Here is a 21,034-nt window from a genome sequence, read left to right as displayed (position 1 = left end):
GTTTAAGTTTTTGGCTCTTCTATATAAAATAGCCACCATAATGATTTAAAAGCCTTACTAAAAGAGTGTTAAAATGAATAAAGAAAATGATGTAATTTCTAGTCTAGCCGAATTAGAAAGCTTTTTATTAAATGTAGAAAACGGCGGTCTTGGCCTTAAGGGTGTTTCGGGCGTTGGTATGGCAACAAACAATAGTGATGGTAGTCGTTTTGTAGCCGTGTTTGACGATAATCAAAAATTACTTTTAGCGCGCGGTATTACAGAAGATGTATTCCAAACCGGGCAAGACATGGTACGTAATGGTGTAGGGCGCAAGCACTAGTACTTTAATAAAAAAGCGCTTAGAGCGCTTTTTTATTTTAATTTCAATAAATTGAAATTAAATGGCTTTATATAGATCCCACAAAGGCCACTTCAAGTTAATAACAATTAAATACAACCCCCTCAAAAACTACAAGACTTACTAGGTAAATTCGTTTTATTAAGTGCGCTTAGATAAATAAGATAGTGCTACGGATAAATTGTAGAATCAAAACAGATGGATTTTGGCTATATTTTGAAGAGAAGTTTAACTTATTGATATAGGTGTAGTTAATTGGTCGGTATGGAGAGATTCGAACTCTCGACCCCTGCCACCCCATGACGGTTTTAGCTGTTGTATTTAAAGTTAAATTCAATCTTAAACTCTTGTTTATAATTGATTTTAGCTTCTCGTGATTTCAGCAAGTTTCTAAAAATTAAGTTATACTGGCTACACATTGGCTACACGCTCGGGTTCAATATGGCAGATTTAACTTCAATAACACAAGCTAAACTATCGACATTTAAAAAAAGTGCAAAACCGCGACAACAGTTAGGATGCAACAAAATTTCAGGGTTTTTCTATCTTAAGCTTTCTCATGGTGGCGCATGGAGATTGCGTTACACTGATTTACTTGGAAAGCGCAGAACAGCCACAATAGCAGACGCGAACATAAAACCAAGCCAAGCGGCAGCGGAGGCTATTTCATGGAAGGCTAAATTAAGAGAGGGCATCGATCCGCTTTCATACAAAGAAGGCTTAGCGCAATCACAACGCGAAGAAGAACAGCTAAAAGCAGCCAATGTATATTTAAAAGTAGGTGAGTTTTTTGAGGCAATCTATACCCCGCATAAATTAGATAACTACCGGTATGGCGCAGGTACACTAAAAGGTATTAAGCATAATTTTTCGCACTTGTTTGAGCGCGATATGGATAAACTAAATAGTGCTGATATTTTACAGTGGTACAACAAGCGCAGAAGCAAAGGCATTATGCGTTCAACACTCGTAAGGGATTACGGCGCATTTAAAGCCATGCTTAATTATGCTGCCCAGCCTTTAAGGGGAGTGAGTGAGCCAATTCTTAAAGTTAACCCTATTAAAAATTTTACGTTACCAGCGCTCACTATTAAAGAGCAAGACGACTTAGAAGTCCATAACGAAAAGCTAAGCCACCAGCGCGACATATTCAGCGATGAAGTTAAACAGCAAATAAGCACAGGCTTACAGCTTTACTCAGATAACCTTAAAAAGAAAAGACGTTCAAGCATAGCCCACGGTAAAAGCCATTTAATAAATTTAGATAATCACACTTACCCGCACTGGTTTATTCCCTTTTGCCATATAGCGCGATTAACAGGTATGCGCCCATCCGACATATACGCTTTGAGGTGGGATAACTTGGTATTCAATCAATTTAACAACCAAACCACACTTAGCTTTACACCCAGCAAAACCAAAAAGGCCGAGAATAGCCGAAAAATTAAATTCCCTGTAACGGATGAATTAAAATTTGTATTCAATACATGGGCAGCACAGCAAGAACAGGCTAAAAGCGGTTTAATATTTAAGTCTGAACGCACTAACAAAACTTTAGAGCGTAAAGCGCACCTTAGGCATTGGAAACAAGTTAAAGCGCTTGGCGGTGTACCTGAAAACTTAGATTTTTATTCATTTAGGCATAACTTTATTTCTGAGCTGGTGGCGCGTGGTGTGCCTGTATTAACTATTGCTGGCTTAGTCGGCCATAAAGACGGTTCAATGATTGCGGCTAACTATCTAAGACATGATGAACAAGATACGGCAAGCTATTTAGTGATCTTTGGGCAAAGCTGGAATGATATAAATAAGGAGGTTGAAAGTGGAGTATAAGCATATTGAGTTTCTGAATTATTACAGGGGTAAGCTTAAAGAAAGCGATATTTTTAATAGCTGCCCGAATGATTTAATAACAGTTCTAGCTAGTTCTTCTGCTCTATTCTTACATAGACCAATCACTAAGCATACTTACCATAGTGTAGATGTGTTCAACTCTTTTCTACTCAGAAATTCATTACCAGTGCCCGACTTTTTAATAGAGAAGCTCCTAGAAATAACAGAAGAGAGAATAAAAAAAACTAAAAAAACAACATTTGACCATCTCTCTGTTCGAATCAAGAAAGACAGGGTAAAAAGTAAGCTTTTAGGTTATATGAATAAATTAGTAATTGCTGGAGCTAGTGTAGAAAGAGCTTCTGAAATAGTTGTGCTTTCAAATAAAAATGATTTTGATGGTAAACCAGCTTTTAAAGCTTCAACGTTAGAAAAGAAATATCCAAAGTTTGCGTATGAACTCTTACCTAAAGAACAAATCACTAGAAAAGAGAGTACAAAGCGCTATATGGAGTTCTTCTCTAAACCTGAGAATATTCAAGCTAGCGAACCAGAAGATACGTTGCATTTTTGGGAGGACATTATTCAAAAAAGCGAAGGAATAAAAATTCCCGATTACTTGAAAGGAAATCGACGGGAATAATTAAATTTTTTGTATTCCCTGATGTAGAGCAAAATTACTTCCCATAATGTCACCTGAATCAACAACAAATCAGGTGATTTTTTATGAACCATTCAATTTCAAACGAAAACTTACGCTTAAAAGATGCCGCTGCCTATATAGGGGTGAGCAAGCCCACCTTATGGAGGCTTGCTGAACAGAACGAAAACTTTCCTAAAAAAATTCGCATAAGTACACGTTGTTGCATTTACAGAAAATGTGACCTTGATCAGTGGTTAGCGAGCAAGGAGGTATAACAGTGAAAAAGCTAAACGATTTTAACCCTTGTTATATACCTAAGTCACATACTCAAGCTTATAAACTACTGTCATTACTTTTAGATAATTATGAAGTATATGAAGCCGAATTAACCCGCATCTTTAACGGTCGGCAACGAAGCCCGCTACAAAGCTTAGGGGGAAGTAAGTATTGCTGGAACATCATTAACCACACAAGTGATAAAGGCGTTATCTTTGCGCGTAGTTTAGACCCGAGACATAAATCAGGTTCAAAGCTTGATGATGCTAAAGCAAGGGCAGAGAGAAAAAGCGAGTATAAACAAGATTCACATAAGCTGGCTAAACAAGGTCGAATTAGGGAGTCTACAGCCTTTCTTGAATCTATCAGAGCGAAGTCAGAGCTTGCCGATCTAGTGAGTGATGCTGCAAACGATGATTACTACAATCAACAAACCGAAAATGAAAAAGCCACTACAGCGCCAACTGTAACGGCCTCTAGTTCAAATACTGGTGATGAAGCTTCACAAACTAACCACCAGCCAAAAAAGGAGTCAAAATAATGAGCCCTTTTAAAAGTTACAAACAAATAAAGTTTGCGGTTGATAAGTTACTCAACTCAGAGGTAAGTGTAAAGCTTAGTGATATTTTAATTCTATTATTATATTTAATTTTTCAAATAGTGGTATTAGTGGCTTTGACTATCACTTTGATTAAATCGGGGGCTTTATGATTGAGCATAAAAAAGCCCTCGGCAAAGGGCTGATTACAAAACTATGTTGTGGCCTTTATTATACCAATAAACTTAAAACATTGTTGAGCGTTAGCCCCAACATAAACATGTTGCTTGTAAGTATTATTTTTAATAAAGGGCTTAAACATGCTTAAATTTTTACATGGCAAAAGCCACAACGTCACCGCTGATTTTACGCATATAAATTGGCATGAGTTAAAACTAAAGGTTAAAAGTCCTCAAGACTTAGGCGCATTAACACCGAAAGAAGCTAAAGCTAGATCGGCCGTAATTGCGGCTACTGATGCGGCTAATAAAACAAAAGAGTCTATTCTCTTACATGATAAGTTTACGCTACTTAGGCTTGATTTAGACGATACTAACCTAGAGTTAACGACTATTGCCGACATGCTAGAAAGTATGTGTATTGAGTCATACATAATCCATACAACAGCAAGCCACCAGCAACAGACCACAACAAATCGGTATAGAGTTTATATAGAACTAGCCGCTTCTATTACTTATGAGGTGTGGGCGGCAATGGAAAGCTATTTAAGCTATGTGTTCATGGCAGATGATTGCGCCAAACGCCCGCAGCAAATAATGTATTTACCTGTCCGCTTAAAAGGCGATAGTTACCAATTTAAAATTGCAGCAGGTAGGGCGCTTGATGTTGAAAGCTCTCAGCTTTACAAAGACGCACAAGCTTTAGAAGCAGAGCAAAACCAGGAATTAGAAAAGGCTACTAGCCTACCTATTAAGCCAAGTTATCAAACTCAGTTAATAGGTAAGCAGGTATCTATTATCGATGCTGTTAACAGCGCTTACTCATGGCATGAGTTACTTATTCAATACGGTTACAAAGCACAAGGTAAGGCGTATTTACCGCCAGAGTCCACCAGCAAACAGGCAGGTGTTTATATATTAACAAGTCATACCGATGGTAAGGAGCGTTATTATTCGCACCATGAAAATGACCCCTGCGCTAATGGCTTATGTATAGATAAGTTTGATTTTATGGTGATACGTTCCTATCAAGGCGATTATAAACGAGCGTTAAAGCTGGTGGCTGAAACTTACTTTTCTGAGTTGCACAAACACAACTTAAAAGAGTACAAAATTCATAAGCAAAACCAACGCACTCAAACGTTGTTTATGGGGGCTAAATTATGAGTATAGCTATACCAGCCCCGCACAAAAGCTACGAAATAGAGTTGCCTCAAAATACGGTATTAGATAGGCCACGCTTTACCGATTTAAAAGAGGATAATAAAGGCAATGTAAGAGTACTAAATACTAATCAAAACCTCGCTGATTTAGCTAATTTTTGTAGCTTAGATTTTAGGTTAAATATGATGACCTTTAATAATGAGGTGTGCGATATTTTTGGTAACTTAATCGCCGACTCGTTCGACAGCATTAACAGTAAACTTATATCAGCTGCAAATATTTATGGTTTACCTGAAAAGGCAATTAACACACATTTAGTTGCATTATGTGAGCAAACTAAATACCACCCTATAAAACTATACTTAGATGGTGAGAAATGGGACGGTAAAGAACGCGTAAGTGCGGTAATTAGCTGCTTAAACGCTAAACATGAAGCGTTAGCCGACACGATATTAAAACACTGGCTGGTGGGCTGTGTGGCTTCTCTTTATGAGAAAAATTTTAATAGTAAACTTGTGCCTGTATTGCAGGGCAATCAGTCTTTTAGAAAAACGGCGTTTGTCTCTCGCTTTGCTGAGATTATCCCACATGCGTTTTTAGAAGGGGCAGCTTTAAACCCCGATGATAAAGACAGTGTGTTGTCGTGTATTCGCTCATTTATTGTTGAGCTAGGCGAGCTTGAACGTACCAGTAAAAACTCACAAGGAAGTTTGAAAGCGTTTATCACTAATAAGGTTGATACGGTTCGCCCACCTTATGCAAGGCTCGATATTAAAAAACCAAGGCAAACACATTTTATTGCCACGGTTAACGGTAGCGAGTTTTTAAAGGATGAAACAGGCTCAAGCCGCTTTGCTGTTATTGAAATGGAGCGAGCCGCTAACATGGATAAGCTAAACGAGTTACTGGGCTGGCACTATGACGGTACAGGCTCATTAAAACAGGTTGATGAGTCACAACTTAAACAGTTTTGGCTTGAAGTAAAGCAGCTCTATTTAAGTGGTTATGGCTGGATGCTAAAAGACGAAGATTTGCAGCAAATAGCCAAGTTTAATGACAGCTACCAAGATAAGGGCTTTGCGTATAGTTACATATACGACAATTACATAGCACCAGCCAGCAAGATAGATTTTGCAAACGAAATTGATAGGCCACAGTGTATTAATGGTTGGTTTTCAGCTGGTGAGTTAATTTATGAAGATAAAAAACTTAACTCTTATACAAGCGGTGTTGTCGGTAAAGCGCTAAAGCAATTAAGCCGCGAAGGTTATCTACAAGCCAAAAAAGCAGGGGGGAATCAAACACGCTATAAATTAAGCATTTACTAGCCGCTTCTTTTATATCAACTGTTAGGTTAGTTGAGTAAAGTTAAGCTCTTAAAATTCACCTAACCCAGCTAAAGCCCTTTATTTATAAGGGCTTTACTTGTTTGTGTTAAGTAGTTAAGTAACTTTCTATAAATAAATTAAATAGCTGATTTAAAATAGTGTGGTCTGTAAAGGGAATAAGGACTACCGAGTATAGAAAAGGCTAATATAGTAAAGGTGGCCTTTTTACTTAACACTTAACTTAACAGCTTTTTATGATTTTAGAATCAATATATTAGGAGTAGTTAAGAGTGAATGTATGGCTTAACTAATTAAATAGTTGTAAATATTCACATGCTTGTATATTTTTATGGTTCATTAAATGAAAAGGGAATAACTATGAAATATGGAATTTTAATTTTATGTGCTTTATTACTAACGGCCTGTGCTACTGCAAATTACACAACAGGCAGCGACTTTAAAACAGATAAGGTTGATCAGATTGAAAAGGGAGTTACAACTAAAGAGCAAGTTGCAGATTGGTTTGGTGAACCGTATTCAAAAACTGTTATTAATGGCAACCAAGTAAAGTGGCTTTATTTTTACTCACAGGGCACATCTAAAGCCCAATCTTATGTGTTCACTATGAAAGTTCAAACCGAAGGCACTCAAAAAATGTTAGATATACTTTTTGATGACGGTATTGTTTCAAACTACACATTCACTAATGGCGCAGCGCCCCAGATGAGTATTAACTAATTTTAAAAGCGGCGTTTTTATACTTTATTAACGCCGCTATAAGCTAGCTAAAATAAATAATTAAATTTAATCCTCAACAATTACCGCAGTGCCAGAAGCAACGATAAATAACATACCGAATTTACCACCGCCCGATATTTCACTGTAATCTAGGTCTATGCCTACCACAGCGTTAGCACCTAGAGAAAATGCTTCTTTTTGTAGTTCAGCTAAAACGTTTTTACGAGCGTCTTTCAACGTATTTTGAATACTTTTATTTCTACCGCCAAAAATATCACTTATGCTCGCGAACAAGTCTTTAAATATGTTCATACCATACGCACATTCAGCAGTTATAACGTCCAGCCTTTTCAGCACATTTAAATTTGATGAGGTTTCAGTGGTTAGTATTACTTCATTTGGACTACGGATTATTTTATAATTTTTTGCAGTGAGACTCTCTTTTATTTTTACGATTTCGCTAACTGTTTTTTTGTCTTTCATTTTTTCATGGAAAGTAGACAACTTACGCTTTAAGTATATGTCTTTTGTGCTCTCTAATTTTTGAGCTGTTGCTTCTGACACATCAGTTAAGTGTTTCCCATAAAACAGAACGTCATATGATGAAGTACCTTTAACCGTTCGCAAGCCTGCAATACCATATTCTTTTGAATTAAAGTTGAGTAATGTGCTTGTCAGAGTGATTTCGTTATTGTGTACATCTGTCAGCTTATCCTCAATATTATTGGTTATTATTATACTTTCTTTAATACCGTGCTTTTTATAGATCCCAGATTGACTAAATAAAGTTGATAGATTACAAAGAAATTTATCCTTATAAAAGATTGATGCAACCCCTTTATACCCATCCTTTTTTAGTGAAAAGCTTAGGCTGTCAATATCATAAGTTATTTCTGTAAAATTATTCGTCAGGCCTTTGTCGTTTAATGTCCATTCTGTTTTTGTATTTGAAGAAGATGATTGTTGGTTGTCTGATAGAAACATAACCGTCCTTAGTAGTTGTAATTATTTTAGAATCACAAAAGAACGAGGCAAATTCAAGCTATTTAAATTTAATATTATAAAGCGATATTTAATGTACTTTTTAGTAGGTCATATCCGCATGATACTAAGCTAAGAAAGGGTATAATAAGAACTCATATTGGGGGATATATGAATACATCACATAAAATTAATAACGATAAGCTAATTTTTATAACGCTGGTGGAGTTGATAAACCAATCCAGTCGATACAAAAACCCTAGTTATCGTGTTTTAGTCAATTACCTGAATAATAGAGGCATTAAGACAAGCTGGGGTAATTCTTGGACTAGTAAAAGCTTATTCAGGTATCTACAAAGAAACGGCTTCTCTGGCGTATGGGGGCTAAGAAATAGCTTAGAACAACATAACAAATTAGCTAGATTTCTATAGGGTATTTTCAGACACCGTAAAAGGAAGATTCGCAACCAGTACGCGCGAACGATTAAAGAGATAAATTTTTTAATTCCCGACTATAAAAAAGAAAAGAGTGGCTACAGATTGGCTACACGGAGCAGTTTAGGTTTTAACGAGAGATTTATAAGTTGAGGTAAGATATTGATTTAAATGGTCGGTATGGAGAGATTCGAACTCTCGACCCCTGCCACCCCATGACAGTGCGCTACCAAGCTGCGCTACATACCGACGTTGTTTGCAATAGTACGTGTATTTTTTTAAAAATCAATAAGCGATTGTTTGTTTGGGTGTTTATTACGCAAGAGGCCTAAAAAGGCGCCCTTGCGGTGTATTAATTAGCTAGTCTTTATTTAGCCACTTTTTGATCGAGTCATACATCTCATCTCGTATTAATGGCTGAGCTTTTTTGTTAGGGTGTAAACTATCGTTTTGCATTAGATCAGATTGGCTGGCAATATCTAGCATAAAAAAGTTCATTAAATGCGCATTTGTCTCTTCGCTAACGCGCGAAAAAGTGTCAGTAAACATTTTACTGTAACGCGGGCCGTAATTAGGGGGAATGTAAATCTCCATTAAGGCGGTCATCGCATTAGCTGCTTGGCTTTTTTGAATAAGAGACGTTAAGTTAGTTTGCATTTTTTTAACTGGGAAACCACGTAAACCGTCATTAGCACCTAGCTCAATAAGTACATGAGTGGGTTCGTATTGCTCAAGCAATGCATCTAAACGGCGTAGGGCTCCACCAGATGTTTCGCCACTAATACTGGCGTTGATAAGTTCAATGTCGGCTTGTTCGTCATCGTATTTATCTTGTAACAATTTTACCCAGCCTTCTTCTTGTTGAAGTCCGTAGGCTGCGCTTAAACTGTCACCGAGTATTAAAATCGTGTTTTCGGCTGCTGCGCTCAGCGGTTTGATAACTAAAAATAAAATGAATACTAAACGAAGGATTGAATGAGTCATATGTCAGCGCTTTCTCAATTAAATATAATTCAGGTTAATGGTTTGTCTAAAGTAGTCTCTACCTTTGAAGGTGAGCTGCCCATCCTCAGCGACATCAGCTTTAATGTCAAGCATGGCGAGTCTGTTGCTATTGTTGGCACATCGGGCTCAGGTAAATCTACGTTACTCAGTTTATTAGCAGGGCTGGACACCGCCAGCAGCGGTGAAATATTTTTAGATGGTGAACCATTACACAATTTAGATGAAGAAGAGCGTGCTGCACTGCGCGCGGCTAAAATTGGATTTGTGTTTCAATCGTTTATGTTAGTACAAAGCTTAACGGCACTAGAAAACGTTATGCTACCAGCAGAGCTCGCTGGTGAAAGTGATGCAAAAGAGCAAGCAATTGCTTTGCTTGAAAAAGTAGGCTTGAGCCATCGAATTGATCATTACCCGTCGCAACTCTCTGGCGGTGAACAGCAGCGTGTTGCTATTGCGCGAGCATTTATTGGTACACCTAAAATACTATTTGCTGATGAGCCTTCGGCTAATTTAGACAGCAAAAACGGTAAAATGATTGAATCCTTATTATTTGATTTAAATACTCAGCACGGTACTACGCTTATTTTGGTAACTCACGATGAAGGGCTTGCACAAAAATGTGAGCACATTATTCAAATAGAAGCGGGTTTACTGGTAAAAAGCCAAGTAGAGGACGTTGCTAATGTGGGTTAAGTTAGCGCTTAAGTTATTTTCGCGAGAATTTCGCCGTGGTGAGCTTACGGTTATAAGCGCAGCTATCGCTCTTGCTGTTTTAACCGTGCTTACACTGTCGATGGTTACTGAGCGAATAGGGCAAAGTATTGCGCAAAAAAGCAGTGCTTTTATTGCAGCAGACCGTGTACTTGCAAGCGACCATGTTCTGGACACCGCTTTTATTACTCAAGCACAGAGCCAAAATTTAAAAACGGCGCAAATGGTGTATTTCGACACTATGTTGTTTGCCGATGATGAAATGCAGTTTAGCTCAGTAAAAGCGGCATCTAATGCGTACCCGCTAAAAGGGCAGTTAAAAGTTAAAGATACCCTAACCGGTGAAACTAAAGTTGCTAATAGCGGGCCAACGCCGGGTAATGTGTGGCTAAGTGAGTCGGTATTTTACAGTTTAAATATTGATATAGGCGCGCAAGTAGAGCTTGGCGCGGCATTATTTAATGTTTCAAAAGTTATTGTAGAAGAGCCAGACGCGCCATTTAATGTATTTTCAAGTAGCCGTCGTGTGCTTATTAATATTGACGATGTTGCAAAAACTGAAGTTGTGCAGCCGGGTAGTCGTGTTTATTACCGCCAACTTTATGCAGGTAGTGAGGCCGACATAAATAGCTTTTACGAGTGGCTTAAACCACAAATGAAAGAAAACCAACAATGGTATGGCGTTAAAGACCGCCAATCACCCATTTCAAACAGCTTAAACCGCGCTGAGAGCTTTTTATTACTTGCTGGTTTACTGGGCATTATTTTAGCCGCAGTGGCTATAGCTGTTTCAGCAAAACGTTATTGTGAACGCCAATACGACCCAGTAGCGATGATGAAAACGCTAGGCGGTAGCCGTTCAATGATCCGCAAAATATACATGCTCCATTTATTGCTTGTATGTGCAATGGCGGTAAGTATTGGGCTGTTAATTGGTTATGGCTTGCAAGAAATAGCAACAAGTTACTTATCAAAAAGTATGGGCACAGAGCTGCCTTTAGGTGGCTTTAAACCTTGGCTGGTAGCTATAAGCACTGGCGTAATTTGTGCCGTTATGTTTTCTATTAAACCGTTATTTGATTTATTTGATATTCCACCGCTTAGAGTACTGCGCCGTAACTTAGGTGACAAGTTGGCAGTGAGCCGTGTGCATTTAGGTATGAGTGCGCTAACTGTGTTTTTATTAATGTGGTTATTTAGTAACAACATAAAAATAACGCTTATTTTGTTTATATCAACACTTGCGCTAATTGGTGTGCTGTTTTTAGTATCTAAATTAATATTTGGTGGTGGTCGAAAGCTAGGATTAAAGCCAGGTAACAGCTGGTCGCTTGCAATTGCATCTATCCAAAAGCGTGCAAATGTGAACGCGGTACAGTTAATTAGTTTTTCGTTAGCAATTAAATTACTGCTGTTTTTAGTGGTACTTAAAAACGACATGATATCTGATTGGCAGTCGCAACTTCCAAGCGACGCGCCTAATGCGTTTTTAGTTAATATTACGCAAAATGAGCTTGAGCCAATTAATGAATATTTAGCTCAAAAAGATATTCAGGTATCAGAGTTTTATCCAACTATTCGTGGGCGCGTAAATGCGGTAAACGGCGAGTTGGTAGCACGTTCTGTATCGCTGCAAGACAACGAGAAAAAAGACGAAGAAGCACGTGCAGGTATTGGTCGTGAGCTAAACCTTACATGGCTTAAAGATGTGCCTGACCAAAATGAAGTAACACAAGGCACGTGGTTTGGTGAAAATGCGATGGCTGAGGCTTCAGTAGAGGAGTCGATGCTTGAGCGATTAGATGTTGAGATAGGCGATACGCTTACATTTTTAATTGGTTCGCAGTCGTTCGACGCTAAAATCACCAGTGTGCGCAAAGTAAATTGGGCCACGCTTAAACCTAACTTTTTTATTATTTTAAGCCCTGATGTACTTGCAGATTTTCCGGCGACGTATATTTCGTCGGTACGTATAAATCCAGATCAAAAACGTGACTTTAGCCAGTTATTACGTACTTACCCTACTATTACAGCCATTGATATTGATAACTTTGTTAAGCAAATACAAACTACTATTTCGCAAGTATCGCTCGCCATTGGCTTCGTACTTGCAATTGTTGTGCTGTGTGGCGCGCTTGTACTTATATCGCAAGTGCAAGCTAGTTTAGGTGAGCGTATGCAAGAAATTGTAATACTGCGAACGCTTGGGGCTAAAAGCCGATTAATTAAAAACGCGACCCTGTATGAGTTTTTATTACTAGGCGGTTTAGCTGGTTTAGTGGCTGCATTTTTTAGTGATATAGCGCTTTTGATTGTGCAGCAACAAATGTTTGATTTAGCAGGTAAGTTACACCCACATATATGGATTATAGGTCCGGTAGCTGGCGGCGTATTTGTGGCAGGCTTAGGTTATTTAATGATTGCCCGAACACTTAAACAAAACACCCAAGGATTAGTGCGTGCCCTAGGGTAAGCTTAAACTAACATGCTCTGTAAATGCCCACCTAGTACGTGGGCATTTTTGTTTTTCTTTGTACTGGTAATTTATACAGTGCTCTGGCATTATTAACGTAATTTAAAAATAATAACAATGGAGCGCTGTTTGGCCATCATTTTAGGGATCGATCCTGGTTCACGTTTGACCGGATATGGTGTTGTTGCCCATCAAGGTTCTAAATTTACATACTTAGGCAGTGGCTGTATTAAGTTAGCCGATCATCCTTTTCCGGTTAGGCTTAAAATGATCTACCAAGGCATTACACAGCTTATTGAGCAGTTTTCGCCAGAAACCTTTGCCATTGAAAAAGTATTTATGGCGCACAACCCCGATTCAGCTTTAAAACTAGGCCAAGCTAGAGGCGCTGCGATTGTGGGCGCTGCGATGGCCGACTTACCTGTATTTGAATACTCAGCTAGGCAAATTAAGCAAGCAGTAGTAGGCAACGGTGGCGCAGATAAAACTCAAGTGCAACACATGGTAAAAAATATTTTAAAACTACCTGGTACGCCACAAGCCGATGCAGCTGATGCACTCGCTATTGCGATTTGCCACGCTCACTCAGAACAAAATTTAATTAAACTAGCGGGCAGCGCAAGCAAAACCGTTAGAGGACGTTTAAGGAAATAATTATGATAGGCCGCTTAAATGGTATTTTAGTCGAAAAACAGCCACCAGAAATATTACTCGAAGTAAGTGGTGTAGGTTACGAAGTACAAATGCCAATGACCTGTTTTTACGACTTACCAAAAATTGGTGAAAATGCGATTGTTTACACTCACTTTGTAGTGCGTGAAGATGCTCAACTATTATTTGGTTTTAATAATAAAGTTGAACGTGCTTTGTTTAGAGAGCTATTAAAAGCAAATGGCGTAGGGCCAAAACTTGGCTTAGCTATTTTATCGGGCATGTCGGCAAAACAATTTGTAAGTTGTGTAAATAACGAAGACTCAACATCGCTTGTTAAATTACCCGGTGTAGGTAAAAAAACAGCCGAGCGTTTAGTACTCGAAATGAAAGACAGACTAAAAGATTGGGGCAATGATTTATTTACGCCATTTAGCGACAGCGCAGTAATAGAGCCAATGAGCGATGCGACAATTGCTAATAATGCAGCGGATGATGCCGTATCGGCACTGCTTGCATTAGGTTATAAATTGCCACAAGCTCAAAAAGCAGTAAAATCGATAAGTAAACCCGATATGTCTACTGAGGTTCTTATTAGAGAATCTTTAAAATCTATGTTGTGAGTAACCCATGATTGAAGCGGATCGCTTAATTGATGCGACTGAAAAAACAAATGAAGACTCTATAGATCGTGCAATAAGACCAAAACTTTTAGCCGACTACAGAGGCCAGCCTCATGTTAAGCAGCAAATGGAAATTTTTATTGAAGCTGCCCGAACCCGTGGTGAAGCGCTTGATCATTTATTAATATTTGGCCCACCTGGGCTTGGTAAAACCACGCTTGCAAATATTGTAGCCAATGAGTTACACGTAAGTATTAAAACAACATCAGGCCCTGTACTTGAAAAAGCAGGCGATTTAGCTGCTCTACTTACTAATTTAGAAGAGGGCGATGTACTGTTTATCGATGAAATACACAGGCTAAGCCCGCAAGTTGAAGAAATACTGTATCCCGCAATGGAAGACTACCAGCTTGATATAATGATTGGTGAAGGCCCAGCTGCGCGTTCTATTAAATTAGACTTACCTGCATTTACACTCATTGGTGCAACCACACGAGCAGGCTCGCTTACATCGCCACTGCGTGACCGTTTTGGAATTGTGCAGCGATTAGAGTTTTATTCTGTAGAAGATTTATCGCACATAGTAGGGCGCTCTGCACATTATCTTGGTTTAGAAATGTGTGACGATGGCGCTACCGAAATTGCCCAGCGCTCGCGCGGCACACCACGTATTGCAAACCGCTTATTGCGCCGTGTACGCGATTACACTCAAGTAAAATCTGACGGCACAGTAAACGCCGATGTAGCTAAGCAAGCCCTTGATATGATTGACGTAGATAAAAGTGGTTTTGATTATATGGACCGCAAATATTTACTCGCCATAATCGAAAAATTTATGGGCGGCCCAGTAGGGCTCGACAATGTAGCGGCTGCTATTGGTGAAGAGCGCGAAACAATAGAAGATGTAATAGAGCCATTTTTGATCCAGCAAGGATTTATTCAGCGCACTCCACGCGGGCGAATAGTGTCTGACAGTGCATATCATCACTTTGGTTTACTTCCTAAAAAAGACTAGCCTATATACTTTACTTGCTGTGGTTTATAGCGCAGCAGGTAATTGTTTCAGTATCCCTTTGTTTCAAATTATTATACTCAAAACCTCAACACACTGTTGCAAATGTTATTTCAAAATACTAATACGCTTTATAGTTAACTGTTAATTCACAGGGCGTTAAGACTCGCGAGGCTATCCTGCGTACCATTCAAACTAGTAAGCGAATTACTTATTGTAAATTAGGTAGGGCAATTATTAGTTTATAAATAAAATATGTAGCGCACTAAATTGCAGGCAAAAAAAAGCCCGCAAAAAATGCGGGCAAACAACAAGTTGAAGGAAGTAATCCAGGGGAACTACGTTTTACTAAATTTGGTTTTATCCAGAAAGAGTAAAACAATGTAATACGATAAAATATCCTATTACTAAGAACTTGGCTTAATGAAACTATTTCATTCAGTGCGCTAGCTCGGTATGGGAGAATAATACGTAAGTTTACTTTTTTGTTCAAACTAGAAAATTTGTATTTTCAGATTAGAAAAACTAATTTAGTGAATTTTATTGTTGTTTGAATCTTGTGCGTTAATTAATCGTTAAATTTATAAGTTTATGAAATTTATAACTTAAGTAATTTATTTCGTTATAGCTCGGTATTAGTTTTACTATTACGTGCAGGTGAGGCTTATAGGTTTTGAGTGTTTATGCTCTTATTTTGAATAAACGGCGCATTTTATGACGTTTCATGTATATATTTACGCATATTTATAGTTAGCGAGTTTGTTTTAAAGTTTAAATAAAATACTGAGGCAAAGGGAAATGCTAACTAAAGCTGTTTTTTTAACGTTTTTTGTTGCCTATTCATAGCAATACCGTTGTCAGCTTGAAATGGACTAGATACACTAGATGCAACTTTTGGCCGTGTAAGCGGTCATATTTACACAAATTAACCAATTTGCCGTATTTTGAAATTATTTAGGAGTTTAACGTGGGATCAGGGCTTAATTTTTTAGATCTAATTTTAGAAGCAAGTTTGCTTGTTCAATTAGTAATGTTAGGGCTAGTTGCCATGTCTGTAATGTCGTGGACAATTATATTTCAACGTAAAAAAGCAATATCGGATGCGCTAATAAATGCTAAGAAATTTGAGCAAAAGTTTTGGTCGGGTATTGATTTAAGCAAATTATATAACGAGATATCGTCACGCAGCGGTCAGTCTCAAGGCATTGAAGCTTTGTTTACTTCGGGCTTTAAAGAGTTTGCTCGTCATAAAAAGAATACATTTCAAAGTGCGAGTATTGTTATGGAAGGAACGCACCGCTCTATGCGTGTTGCGCTTTCTCGTGAAATTGAAAAAATGGAATCTAGTCTATCGTTTTTAGCAACAGTAGGTTCTATAAGTCCGTACATCGGTTTGTTTGGTACAGTGTGGGGTATAATGAATGCCTTTATAGCACTAGGTGAAGTTAAGCAAGCTACATTACAAATGGTAGCACCAGGTATTGCAGAGGCACTTATTGCGACTGCTATGGGTTTATTTGCGGCGATCCCTGCTGTTATTGCTTATAACCGTTTTTCAAACAGTGTTGAAAAGCTTGAGTCTCACTATATTAACTTTATGGAAGAGTTTGCTAATATTTTACATCGTCAAGCAGCTACACAAATAGAGGCACAAGCGAATGTATCAGCGTAAAAAGCGCCGTCCGGTCGCAGAGATTAATGTAGTACCTTACATTGATGTAATGTTGGTACTACTTATAATATTTATGGCTACAGCACCGCTTATTACGCATGGTGTAAAAGTTGATTTACCTAAAATGGAAGAGTCTGATTTAGTTGATACTAAAGATACTCCGCCTATTATTGCCTCAATAGATGCACAAGGTAAATATTACGTGAGTGTAGGTACTGATCCAGAAGAGCCTATGGAAGCACTTGATGTGGCTGCGGTTATAAAATTACAGCTAATGAAAAACCCTGACGTGCCGGTAATGATTAAAGGCTCGGGTAAGGTGTCGTATCAAGAAGTATTATTACTAATGGATTTTTTGAAAAATGCAGGCGTACCATCAGTAGGATTAATGACTGAATCCTTTGAGGGGAAGTAGCTGTATGAATAGTTCAGTAGTAAAATCAATAGTACTTCATTTAGGGATTGGTGGATTTTTGTATGCTTCTGCAAATATTCATCCGCCAACACCTAAAGTAATGGAAGTAACGCTTAATTCGGCTATACCTACGCCAGATAAAGCGGTATCAGCCGTTACAGTTGATCAAAAACAAGTTGAGCAAAAAATTGCTGAACTTCAAAAGAAAGAAAAAGATAAAAAAAGTGCTGAAGATAAACGTATCCGTGATTTAGAACGCAGAGCGGCCAATGCACGCAAGCAACGTGAATCAGAAGCACGTAATATTAAAAAGCTAGAGCAAGAGCGTAAAGCTAAAGAGAAAGAAAAAGCGCAAGCCGAGGCAGAAGCTAAAAAAGCACGTGCCATTGAGCAAAAAGAGCGTGCTAAAGCTAAGCAAGCCGAAAAGCAAAAGCAAGAAGCTGAAAACGCAGCAAAAGCAGCAGCTGACAAACGCAAAGCTGAAGAAGAAGCGCTTAAAAAAGCAGAAGCTGAGCGCAAAAAGCGTGAAGAGGAAGCAAAAGAGCGTGCTGCTGAGGCCGAACGTAAACGCCAGCAAGCAATGCAAGAGCAAATGTTACAAGAGCAACTTGCCAAAGAGCAGGCTGCCCGTAGTAAAATACGTCAGCAACAAGTGGTGAGCGAAGTTGATAAGTACCGAGCATTAATTATGGCGCGTATTCAGCAAAACTTACTGATTGATGAAAAAATGAAAAACCAACAGTGCCGAGTTAATATTCGTTTGGGCTTTAATGGTTTAGTAACGCAAGTTAAATCATTAGGTGGCGACAAGTTAGTATGTGAAGCTGCATTAAGAGCTGTGCGCATGGCTGACACATTACCGGTATCTAAAGATAAAGACGTATTCGAAAAACTTAAGAATATTAATTTAACAATCAAGCCAGAATTTTAAAGGAATGATATGTTCAACAAAATAAAAATAGCCTGTTTAGTTTTACTGTTTGGGTTTACGGGTGTTGCTAATGCAGCGCTTGAAATTGTAATAACAGAAGGTGTAGACGGTGCAAGGCCTATTGCCATTGTACCTTTTAAATACCAAGGTGTTGGTCCAATTCCTGAAAAGCTAAGTGGTGTTATTGCTGCCGATTTAATGCGCAGTGGTAAGTTTAAACCTGTTGATGTGGCGCAAATGCCGCAACAGCCAAGTAAAGATGGCGAAATTGATTATGCGTCTTGGGTTAATAAAGGTGTTGAAGCTGTTCTTGTTGGTGAGGTTGAACAACAAACTGATGGGCGTTATTTAGTTCGTTATGAGTTAGTTGATGTGATTCGCGGCCAAATTACCGGTGGCAATACGCAAATGATGAGTAACGGTAAGTTAGTTAAAAGCCAAGATCATATTTTAGAAGCGCGTGAAAGTGTTATTGGCGAGAGTGGTTTTCGTCGTTATTCACACCGCATTAGTGATGTTATTTATGAAAAGCTAACGGGTGAAAAGGGCGCGTTTTTAACTAAAATTGCATATGTAATAGTACGTGATAACGAGCCTAAACCTTATCAACTAGTCGTTGCTGATTACGATGGTTTTAACGAACAGGTATTACTTCGTTCAAAAGAACCATTAATGTCGCCAGCATGGTCACCAAATGGTACTAAACTAGCGTATGTAACGTTTGAAAACCGTCAAAGCCAAATTTACATTCAAGATATATACACAGGTAAGCGTGAAATAATAGCAAGCTACCGTGGTATTAATGGTGCACCGCAGTTTTCGCCAGATGGTAAAAAGCTATTATTAGTGCTTTCTAAGGATAAGACGGGTGCGACAGAAGTTTACATGCTTGACCTTGCTACACGTAAAGAAACACGCTTAACAAATCATCGTAGCATAGATACTGAGCCATCTTGGTACCCTAATGGCCAAGATATTGTGTTTACATCTGAAAGGGGTGGTAATGCTCAGATTTATAAGTTAAATTTAAAAACAGGTAGGTCACAACGACTCACCTTTGATGGTGATATGAACCTTGCTGGTTCTATAACACCAGATGGAAAAGAATTAGTGATGGTTAACCGTACCAACGGGCAGTACCATCTTGCTAAGAAAGAGCTGGCTACAGGTGCGTTTCAAGTATTAACGAGAACACGCCTAGATGAATCACCGAGCATAGCGCCAAATGGTTCGATGATTATATACAGCACGCTCCATAATAATAAACAGGTACTTGCGCTAGTATCGATGGACGGCCGCTTTAAAGCACGGTTACCTGTGCTAGACGGACAAGTAAAGGCACCAGCTTGGTCGCCATACTTACAGTAATATTACTGGTTTACTCAAAATAGGAATCTACTCAATGCAACTTAACAAAATACTTAAAGGCCTGCTAATTGCTGTGCCAGTAATGACATTAGCAGCTTGTAGCTCATCTTCTGATATTGATGAAGGTGCTGCAAACCAATCAAATCAAGGCGTTGTTGAGCAATCAACTAACACTGATACAGTTGAAGTAGCTACAATCTCTCCTGAGCAACAAGCAGAAGAGCAACTTCGTCAAAAGTACGAAGCACTACGTCAAGAGCAAGTAATTTACTTTGACTTTGATAAAGCGACTGTTGAAGGTAAGTACGCTGATTTACTTCGTGCACATGCTGAGTTTTTAGTTCAAAACCCATCAGTTAAAGTTCTAATTGAAGGCCACGCAGATGAGCGCGGTACTCCAGAGTACAACATTGCACTAGGTGAGCACCGTGGCCAAGCAGTTGAAAAATACCTATTAAGCTTAGGTGTTTCAGCTAGCCAAATGTCAGTGGTAAGCTACGGTGAAGAGAAGCCAATGGTTAAATCTCGCACTGAATCAGCTTTCGCTAAAAACCGCCGTGCGGTACTAGTTTACTAAGATAAGAGATATTATGAAGCCGAAAATTATTTTGGCAGCCATGATATTGAGCGGGAGCACCCAGTTAATGGCTGCTCCCGCTCCTGTTTCAGAAGCTGCAAGTTCACAATCAAGTATTGAGAAGCGATTAGCGTCGCTTGAGAATATGATGCAGTCGCGTAACTTTTTACAAGTAGAGTTACAGCAACAACTTAACTTGTTACAAGACGAAGTAAGTCAAATTCGCGGTGTAACTGAAGAGCAAAGCTACAAACTTGAAAAAGTACTGCAGCGTCAGCGTGAGTTGTATCAAGAGATTGAAAACCGCGTGAGCCAGGCTTATACACAGCCAACAGCAGCTCCAGTAGTCGATCAGGCGCAGCCAAACGATGCACAGAGCTACAGCAGTGACTTATCTGAAAATGAAGCGTACGAGCGTGCTGTTGCGTTAATAATGAAAGATAAACGTTATGATCAAGCGATTCCTGAATTTCAAACGTTTTTGACTACCTATCCAAACTCTGTATATGCGTCTAACGCGCATTATTGGTTAGGGCAGCTGCTTACCATTAAAAATGATGGCGTAAAAGCGGTCGAGCATTTTAAAGTGGTTGTTAACGAATTTCCAAATTCTAATAAACGCCCTGATGCAATGCTAAAGTTAGGCACACTTTTACAAGATCAAGGTTCAGCGGCGCAAGCACAAAAAATATTGAGCGATCTTATCAATCAATACCCAAGTACTACCGCTGCAAAACTAGCAACTGATCGTTTGGGAAACTAAAGTTCACCAGCGATTAAATTTCTAGTTAAGGCGAGCAAACTACATGGAAACTGTCGAATAATCTTGGATTTGCATGTAGTTTGAGCACAAACGGTTTAATTTTGTGCATCTAGACATAAAAACTTAAAAAAAGAGACAATTTCGGTTGCACTCATTTTATAAATAAGTATTATAAGCGCCCGCAGCAAACGAATGGTTACCCCACTCGAAATGCGACAAAAAGAGCGGGTTATTAGCTCAGTTGGTAGAGCAGTTGACTTTTAATCAATTGGTCGATGGTTCAAATCCATCATAACCCACCATTCTTTGAATGGTCTTTTATCGGCGGATTTACGTACAATACTAAGTTGTTATAAAACGCAACGTCAGAGCGGGTCA

General features: G+C 38.8%; 21 protein-coding genes and 2 tRNA genes. 20 read left to right on the top strand and 3 right to left on the bottom strand.

What is annotated here, in order from left to right; genetic code table 11:
- The first annotated feature begins 73 nt into the window (after positions 1-73).
- The 8 genes from H5088_RS11160 to bamE all read left to right on the top strand — a co-directional run bounded on the left by H5088_RS11160 (position 74) and on the right by bamE (position 7,039).
- Positions 74-322 (top strand): hypothetical protein, encoded by a 249-nt coding sequence (locus H5088_RS11160; RefSeq protein ID WP_024596835.1) that lies wholly within the window; start codon positions 74-76, stop codon positions 320-322.
- Positions 323-781: 459 nt separating this feature from the next.
- Positions 782-2,173, top strand: a complete 1,392-nt coding sequence (locus tag H5088_RS11155) for a tyrosine-type recombinase/integrase (protein ID WP_182752879.1) — start codon at positions 782-784, stop codon at positions 2,171-2,173.
- Complete coding sequence (locus H5088_RS11150) at positions 2,163-2,816, top strand: hypothetical protein (RefSeq protein ID WP_182752878.1); 654 nt, start codon at positions 2,163-2,165, stop codon at positions 2,814-2,816. The genes H5088_RS11155 and H5088_RS11150 overlap by 11 nt, the downstream gene beginning before the upstream one ends.
- Positions 2,817-2,899: 83 nt before the next feature.
- Complete coding sequence (locus H5088_RS11145; protein ID WP_182752877.1) at positions 2,900-3,091, top strand: AlpA family transcriptional regulator; 192 nt, start codon at positions 2,900-2,902, stop codon at positions 3,089-3,091.
- A gap of 2 nt (positions 3,092-3,093) precedes the next feature.
- Positions 3,094-3,633 (top strand): hypothetical protein, encoded by a 540-nt coding sequence (locus H5088_RS11140; protein WP_182752876.1) that lies wholly within the window; start codon positions 3,094-3,096, stop codon positions 3,631-3,633.
- A gap of 317 nt (positions 3,634-3,950) precedes the next feature.
- Positions 3,951-4,976 (top strand): hypothetical protein, encoded by a 1,026-nt coding sequence (locus H5088_RS11135; RefSeq protein ID WP_182752875.1) that lies wholly within the window; start codon positions 3,951-3,953, stop codon positions 4,974-4,976.
- Positions 4,973-6,301: a VapE domain-containing protein gene (locus H5088_RS11130; RefSeq protein WP_182752874.1), complete on the top strand. Its 1,329-nt coding sequence runs from the start codon at positions 4,973-4,975 to the stop codon at positions 6,299-6,301. Before H5088_RS11135 ends, H5088_RS11130 begins: the two co-directional genes overlap by 4 nt.
- 378 nt (positions 6,302-6,679) lie before the next feature.
- Positions 6,680-7,039 (top strand): outer membrane protein assembly factor BamE, encoded by a 360-nt coding sequence (bamE, locus tag H5088_RS11125; RefSeq protein ID WP_182696223.1) that lies wholly within the window; start codon positions 6,680-6,682, stop codon positions 7,037-7,039.
- A gap of 66 nt (positions 7,040-7,105) precedes the next feature.
- On the opposite strand, the gene H5088_RS20335 is transcribed toward bamE, so the two are convergent.
- From H5088_RS20335 to H5088_RS11110, 3 genes are all read right to left on the bottom strand, one after another.
- Positions 7,106-8,023: a YbjQ family protein gene (locus H5088_RS20335; RefSeq protein WP_182696222.1), complete on the bottom strand. Its 918-nt coding sequence runs from the start codon at positions 8,021-8,023 to the stop codon at positions 7,106-7,108.
- Positions 8,024-8,627: 604 nt separating this feature from the next.
- A tRNA-Pro gene (locus H5088_RS11115) sits at positions 8,628-8,704 on the bottom strand.
- A gap of 111 nt (positions 8,705-8,815) precedes the next feature.
- Positions 8,816-9,439: an arylesterase gene (locus H5088_RS11110; RefSeq protein ID WP_154903886.1), complete on the bottom strand. Its 624-nt coding sequence runs from the start codon at positions 9,437-9,439 to the stop codon at positions 8,816-8,818.
- Between H5088_RS11110 and H5088_RS11105 the strand changes: the two genes are divergently transcribed.
- The 12 genes from H5088_RS11105 to H5088_RS11050 all read left to right on the top strand — a co-directional run bounded on the left by H5088_RS11105 (position 9,440) and on the right by H5088_RS11050 (position 20,958).
- Complete coding sequence (locus H5088_RS11105) at positions 9,440-10,153, top strand: ABC transporter ATP-binding protein (RefSeq protein WP_008137049.1); 714 nt, start codon at positions 9,440-9,442, stop codon at positions 10,151-10,153.
- Positions 10,143-12,644, top strand: a complete 2,502-nt coding sequence (locus H5088_RS11100) for an ABC transporter permease (protein WP_002960651.1) — start codon at positions 10,143-10,145, stop codon at positions 12,642-12,644. The genes H5088_RS11105 and H5088_RS11100 overlap by 11 nt, the downstream gene beginning before the upstream one ends.
- A gap of 129 nt (positions 12,645-12,773) precedes the next feature.
- Positions 12,774-13,298: a crossover junction endodeoxyribonuclease RuvC gene (ruvC, locus tag H5088_RS11095; protein WP_002960649.1), complete on the top strand. Its 525-nt coding sequence runs from the start codon at positions 12,774-12,776 to the stop codon at positions 13,296-13,298.
- Between the two features lie 2 nt (positions 13,299-13,300).
- Positions 13,301-13,918 (top strand): Holliday junction branch migration protein RuvA, encoded by a 618-nt coding sequence (gene ruvA, locus H5088_RS11090; protein WP_002960647.1) that lies wholly within the window; start codon positions 13,301-13,303, stop codon positions 13,916-13,918.
- A gap of 7 nt (positions 13,919-13,925) precedes the next feature.
- Positions 13,926-14,933, top strand: coding sequence for a Holliday junction branch migration DNA helicase RuvB (ruvB, locus tag H5088_RS11085; protein WP_002960645.1), 1,008 nt, complete (start codon positions 13,926-13,928; stop codon positions 14,931-14,933).
- Positions 14,934-15,897: 964 nt separating this feature from the next.
- On the top strand, positions 15,898-16,602 hold the full coding sequence (gene tolQ, locus H5088_RS11080) for a protein TolQ (RefSeq protein WP_002960643.1): 705 nt from the start codon (positions 15,898-15,900) through the stop codon (positions 16,600-16,602).
- Positions 16,589-17,017, top strand: coding sequence for a protein TolR (tolR, locus tag H5088_RS11075; protein ID WP_002960641.1), 429 nt, complete (start codon positions 16,589-16,591; stop codon positions 17,015-17,017). The genes tolQ and tolR overlap by 14 nt, the downstream gene beginning before the upstream one ends.
- A gap of 4 nt (positions 17,018-17,021) precedes the next feature.
- Positions 17,022-17,948 (top strand): cell envelope integrity protein TolA, encoded by a 927-nt coding sequence (tolA, locus tag H5088_RS11070; protein WP_002960639.1) that lies wholly within the window; start codon positions 17,022-17,024, stop codon positions 17,946-17,948.
- 9 nt (positions 17,949-17,957) lie between these two features.
- Positions 17,958-19,316 (top strand): Tol-Pal system beta propeller repeat protein TolB, encoded by a 1,359-nt coding sequence (gene tolB, locus H5088_RS11065; RefSeq protein ID WP_138488837.1) that lies wholly within the window; start codon positions 17,958-17,960, stop codon positions 19,314-19,316.
- A 34-nt stretch (positions 19,317-19,350) separates the two neighbouring features.
- On the top strand, positions 19,351-19,893 hold the full coding sequence (pal, locus tag H5088_RS11060) for a peptidoglycan-associated lipoprotein Pal (protein ID WP_002960636.1): 543 nt from the start codon (positions 19,351-19,353) through the stop codon (positions 19,891-19,893).
- A gap of 13 nt (positions 19,894-19,906) precedes the next feature.
- Positions 19,907-20,656, top strand: coding sequence for a tol-pal system protein YbgF (gene ybgF / locus H5088_RS11055; protein WP_033021320.1), 750 nt, complete (start codon positions 19,907-19,909; stop codon positions 20,654-20,656).
- Between the two features lie 226 nt (positions 20,657-20,882).
- Positions 20,883-20,958, top strand: a tRNA-Lys gene (locus H5088_RS11050).
- Positions 20,959-21,034 lie beyond the last annotated feature (76 nt).

The sequence above is a fragment of the Pseudoalteromonas sp. SR43-3 genome (assembly GCF_014163875.1).
Lineage (GTDB): Bacteria > Pseudomonadota > Gammaproteobacteria > Enterobacterales > Alteromonadaceae > Pseudoalteromonas > Pseudoalteromonas distincta.
This window is presented reverse-complemented; position numbering and strand designations above follow the sequence as displayed.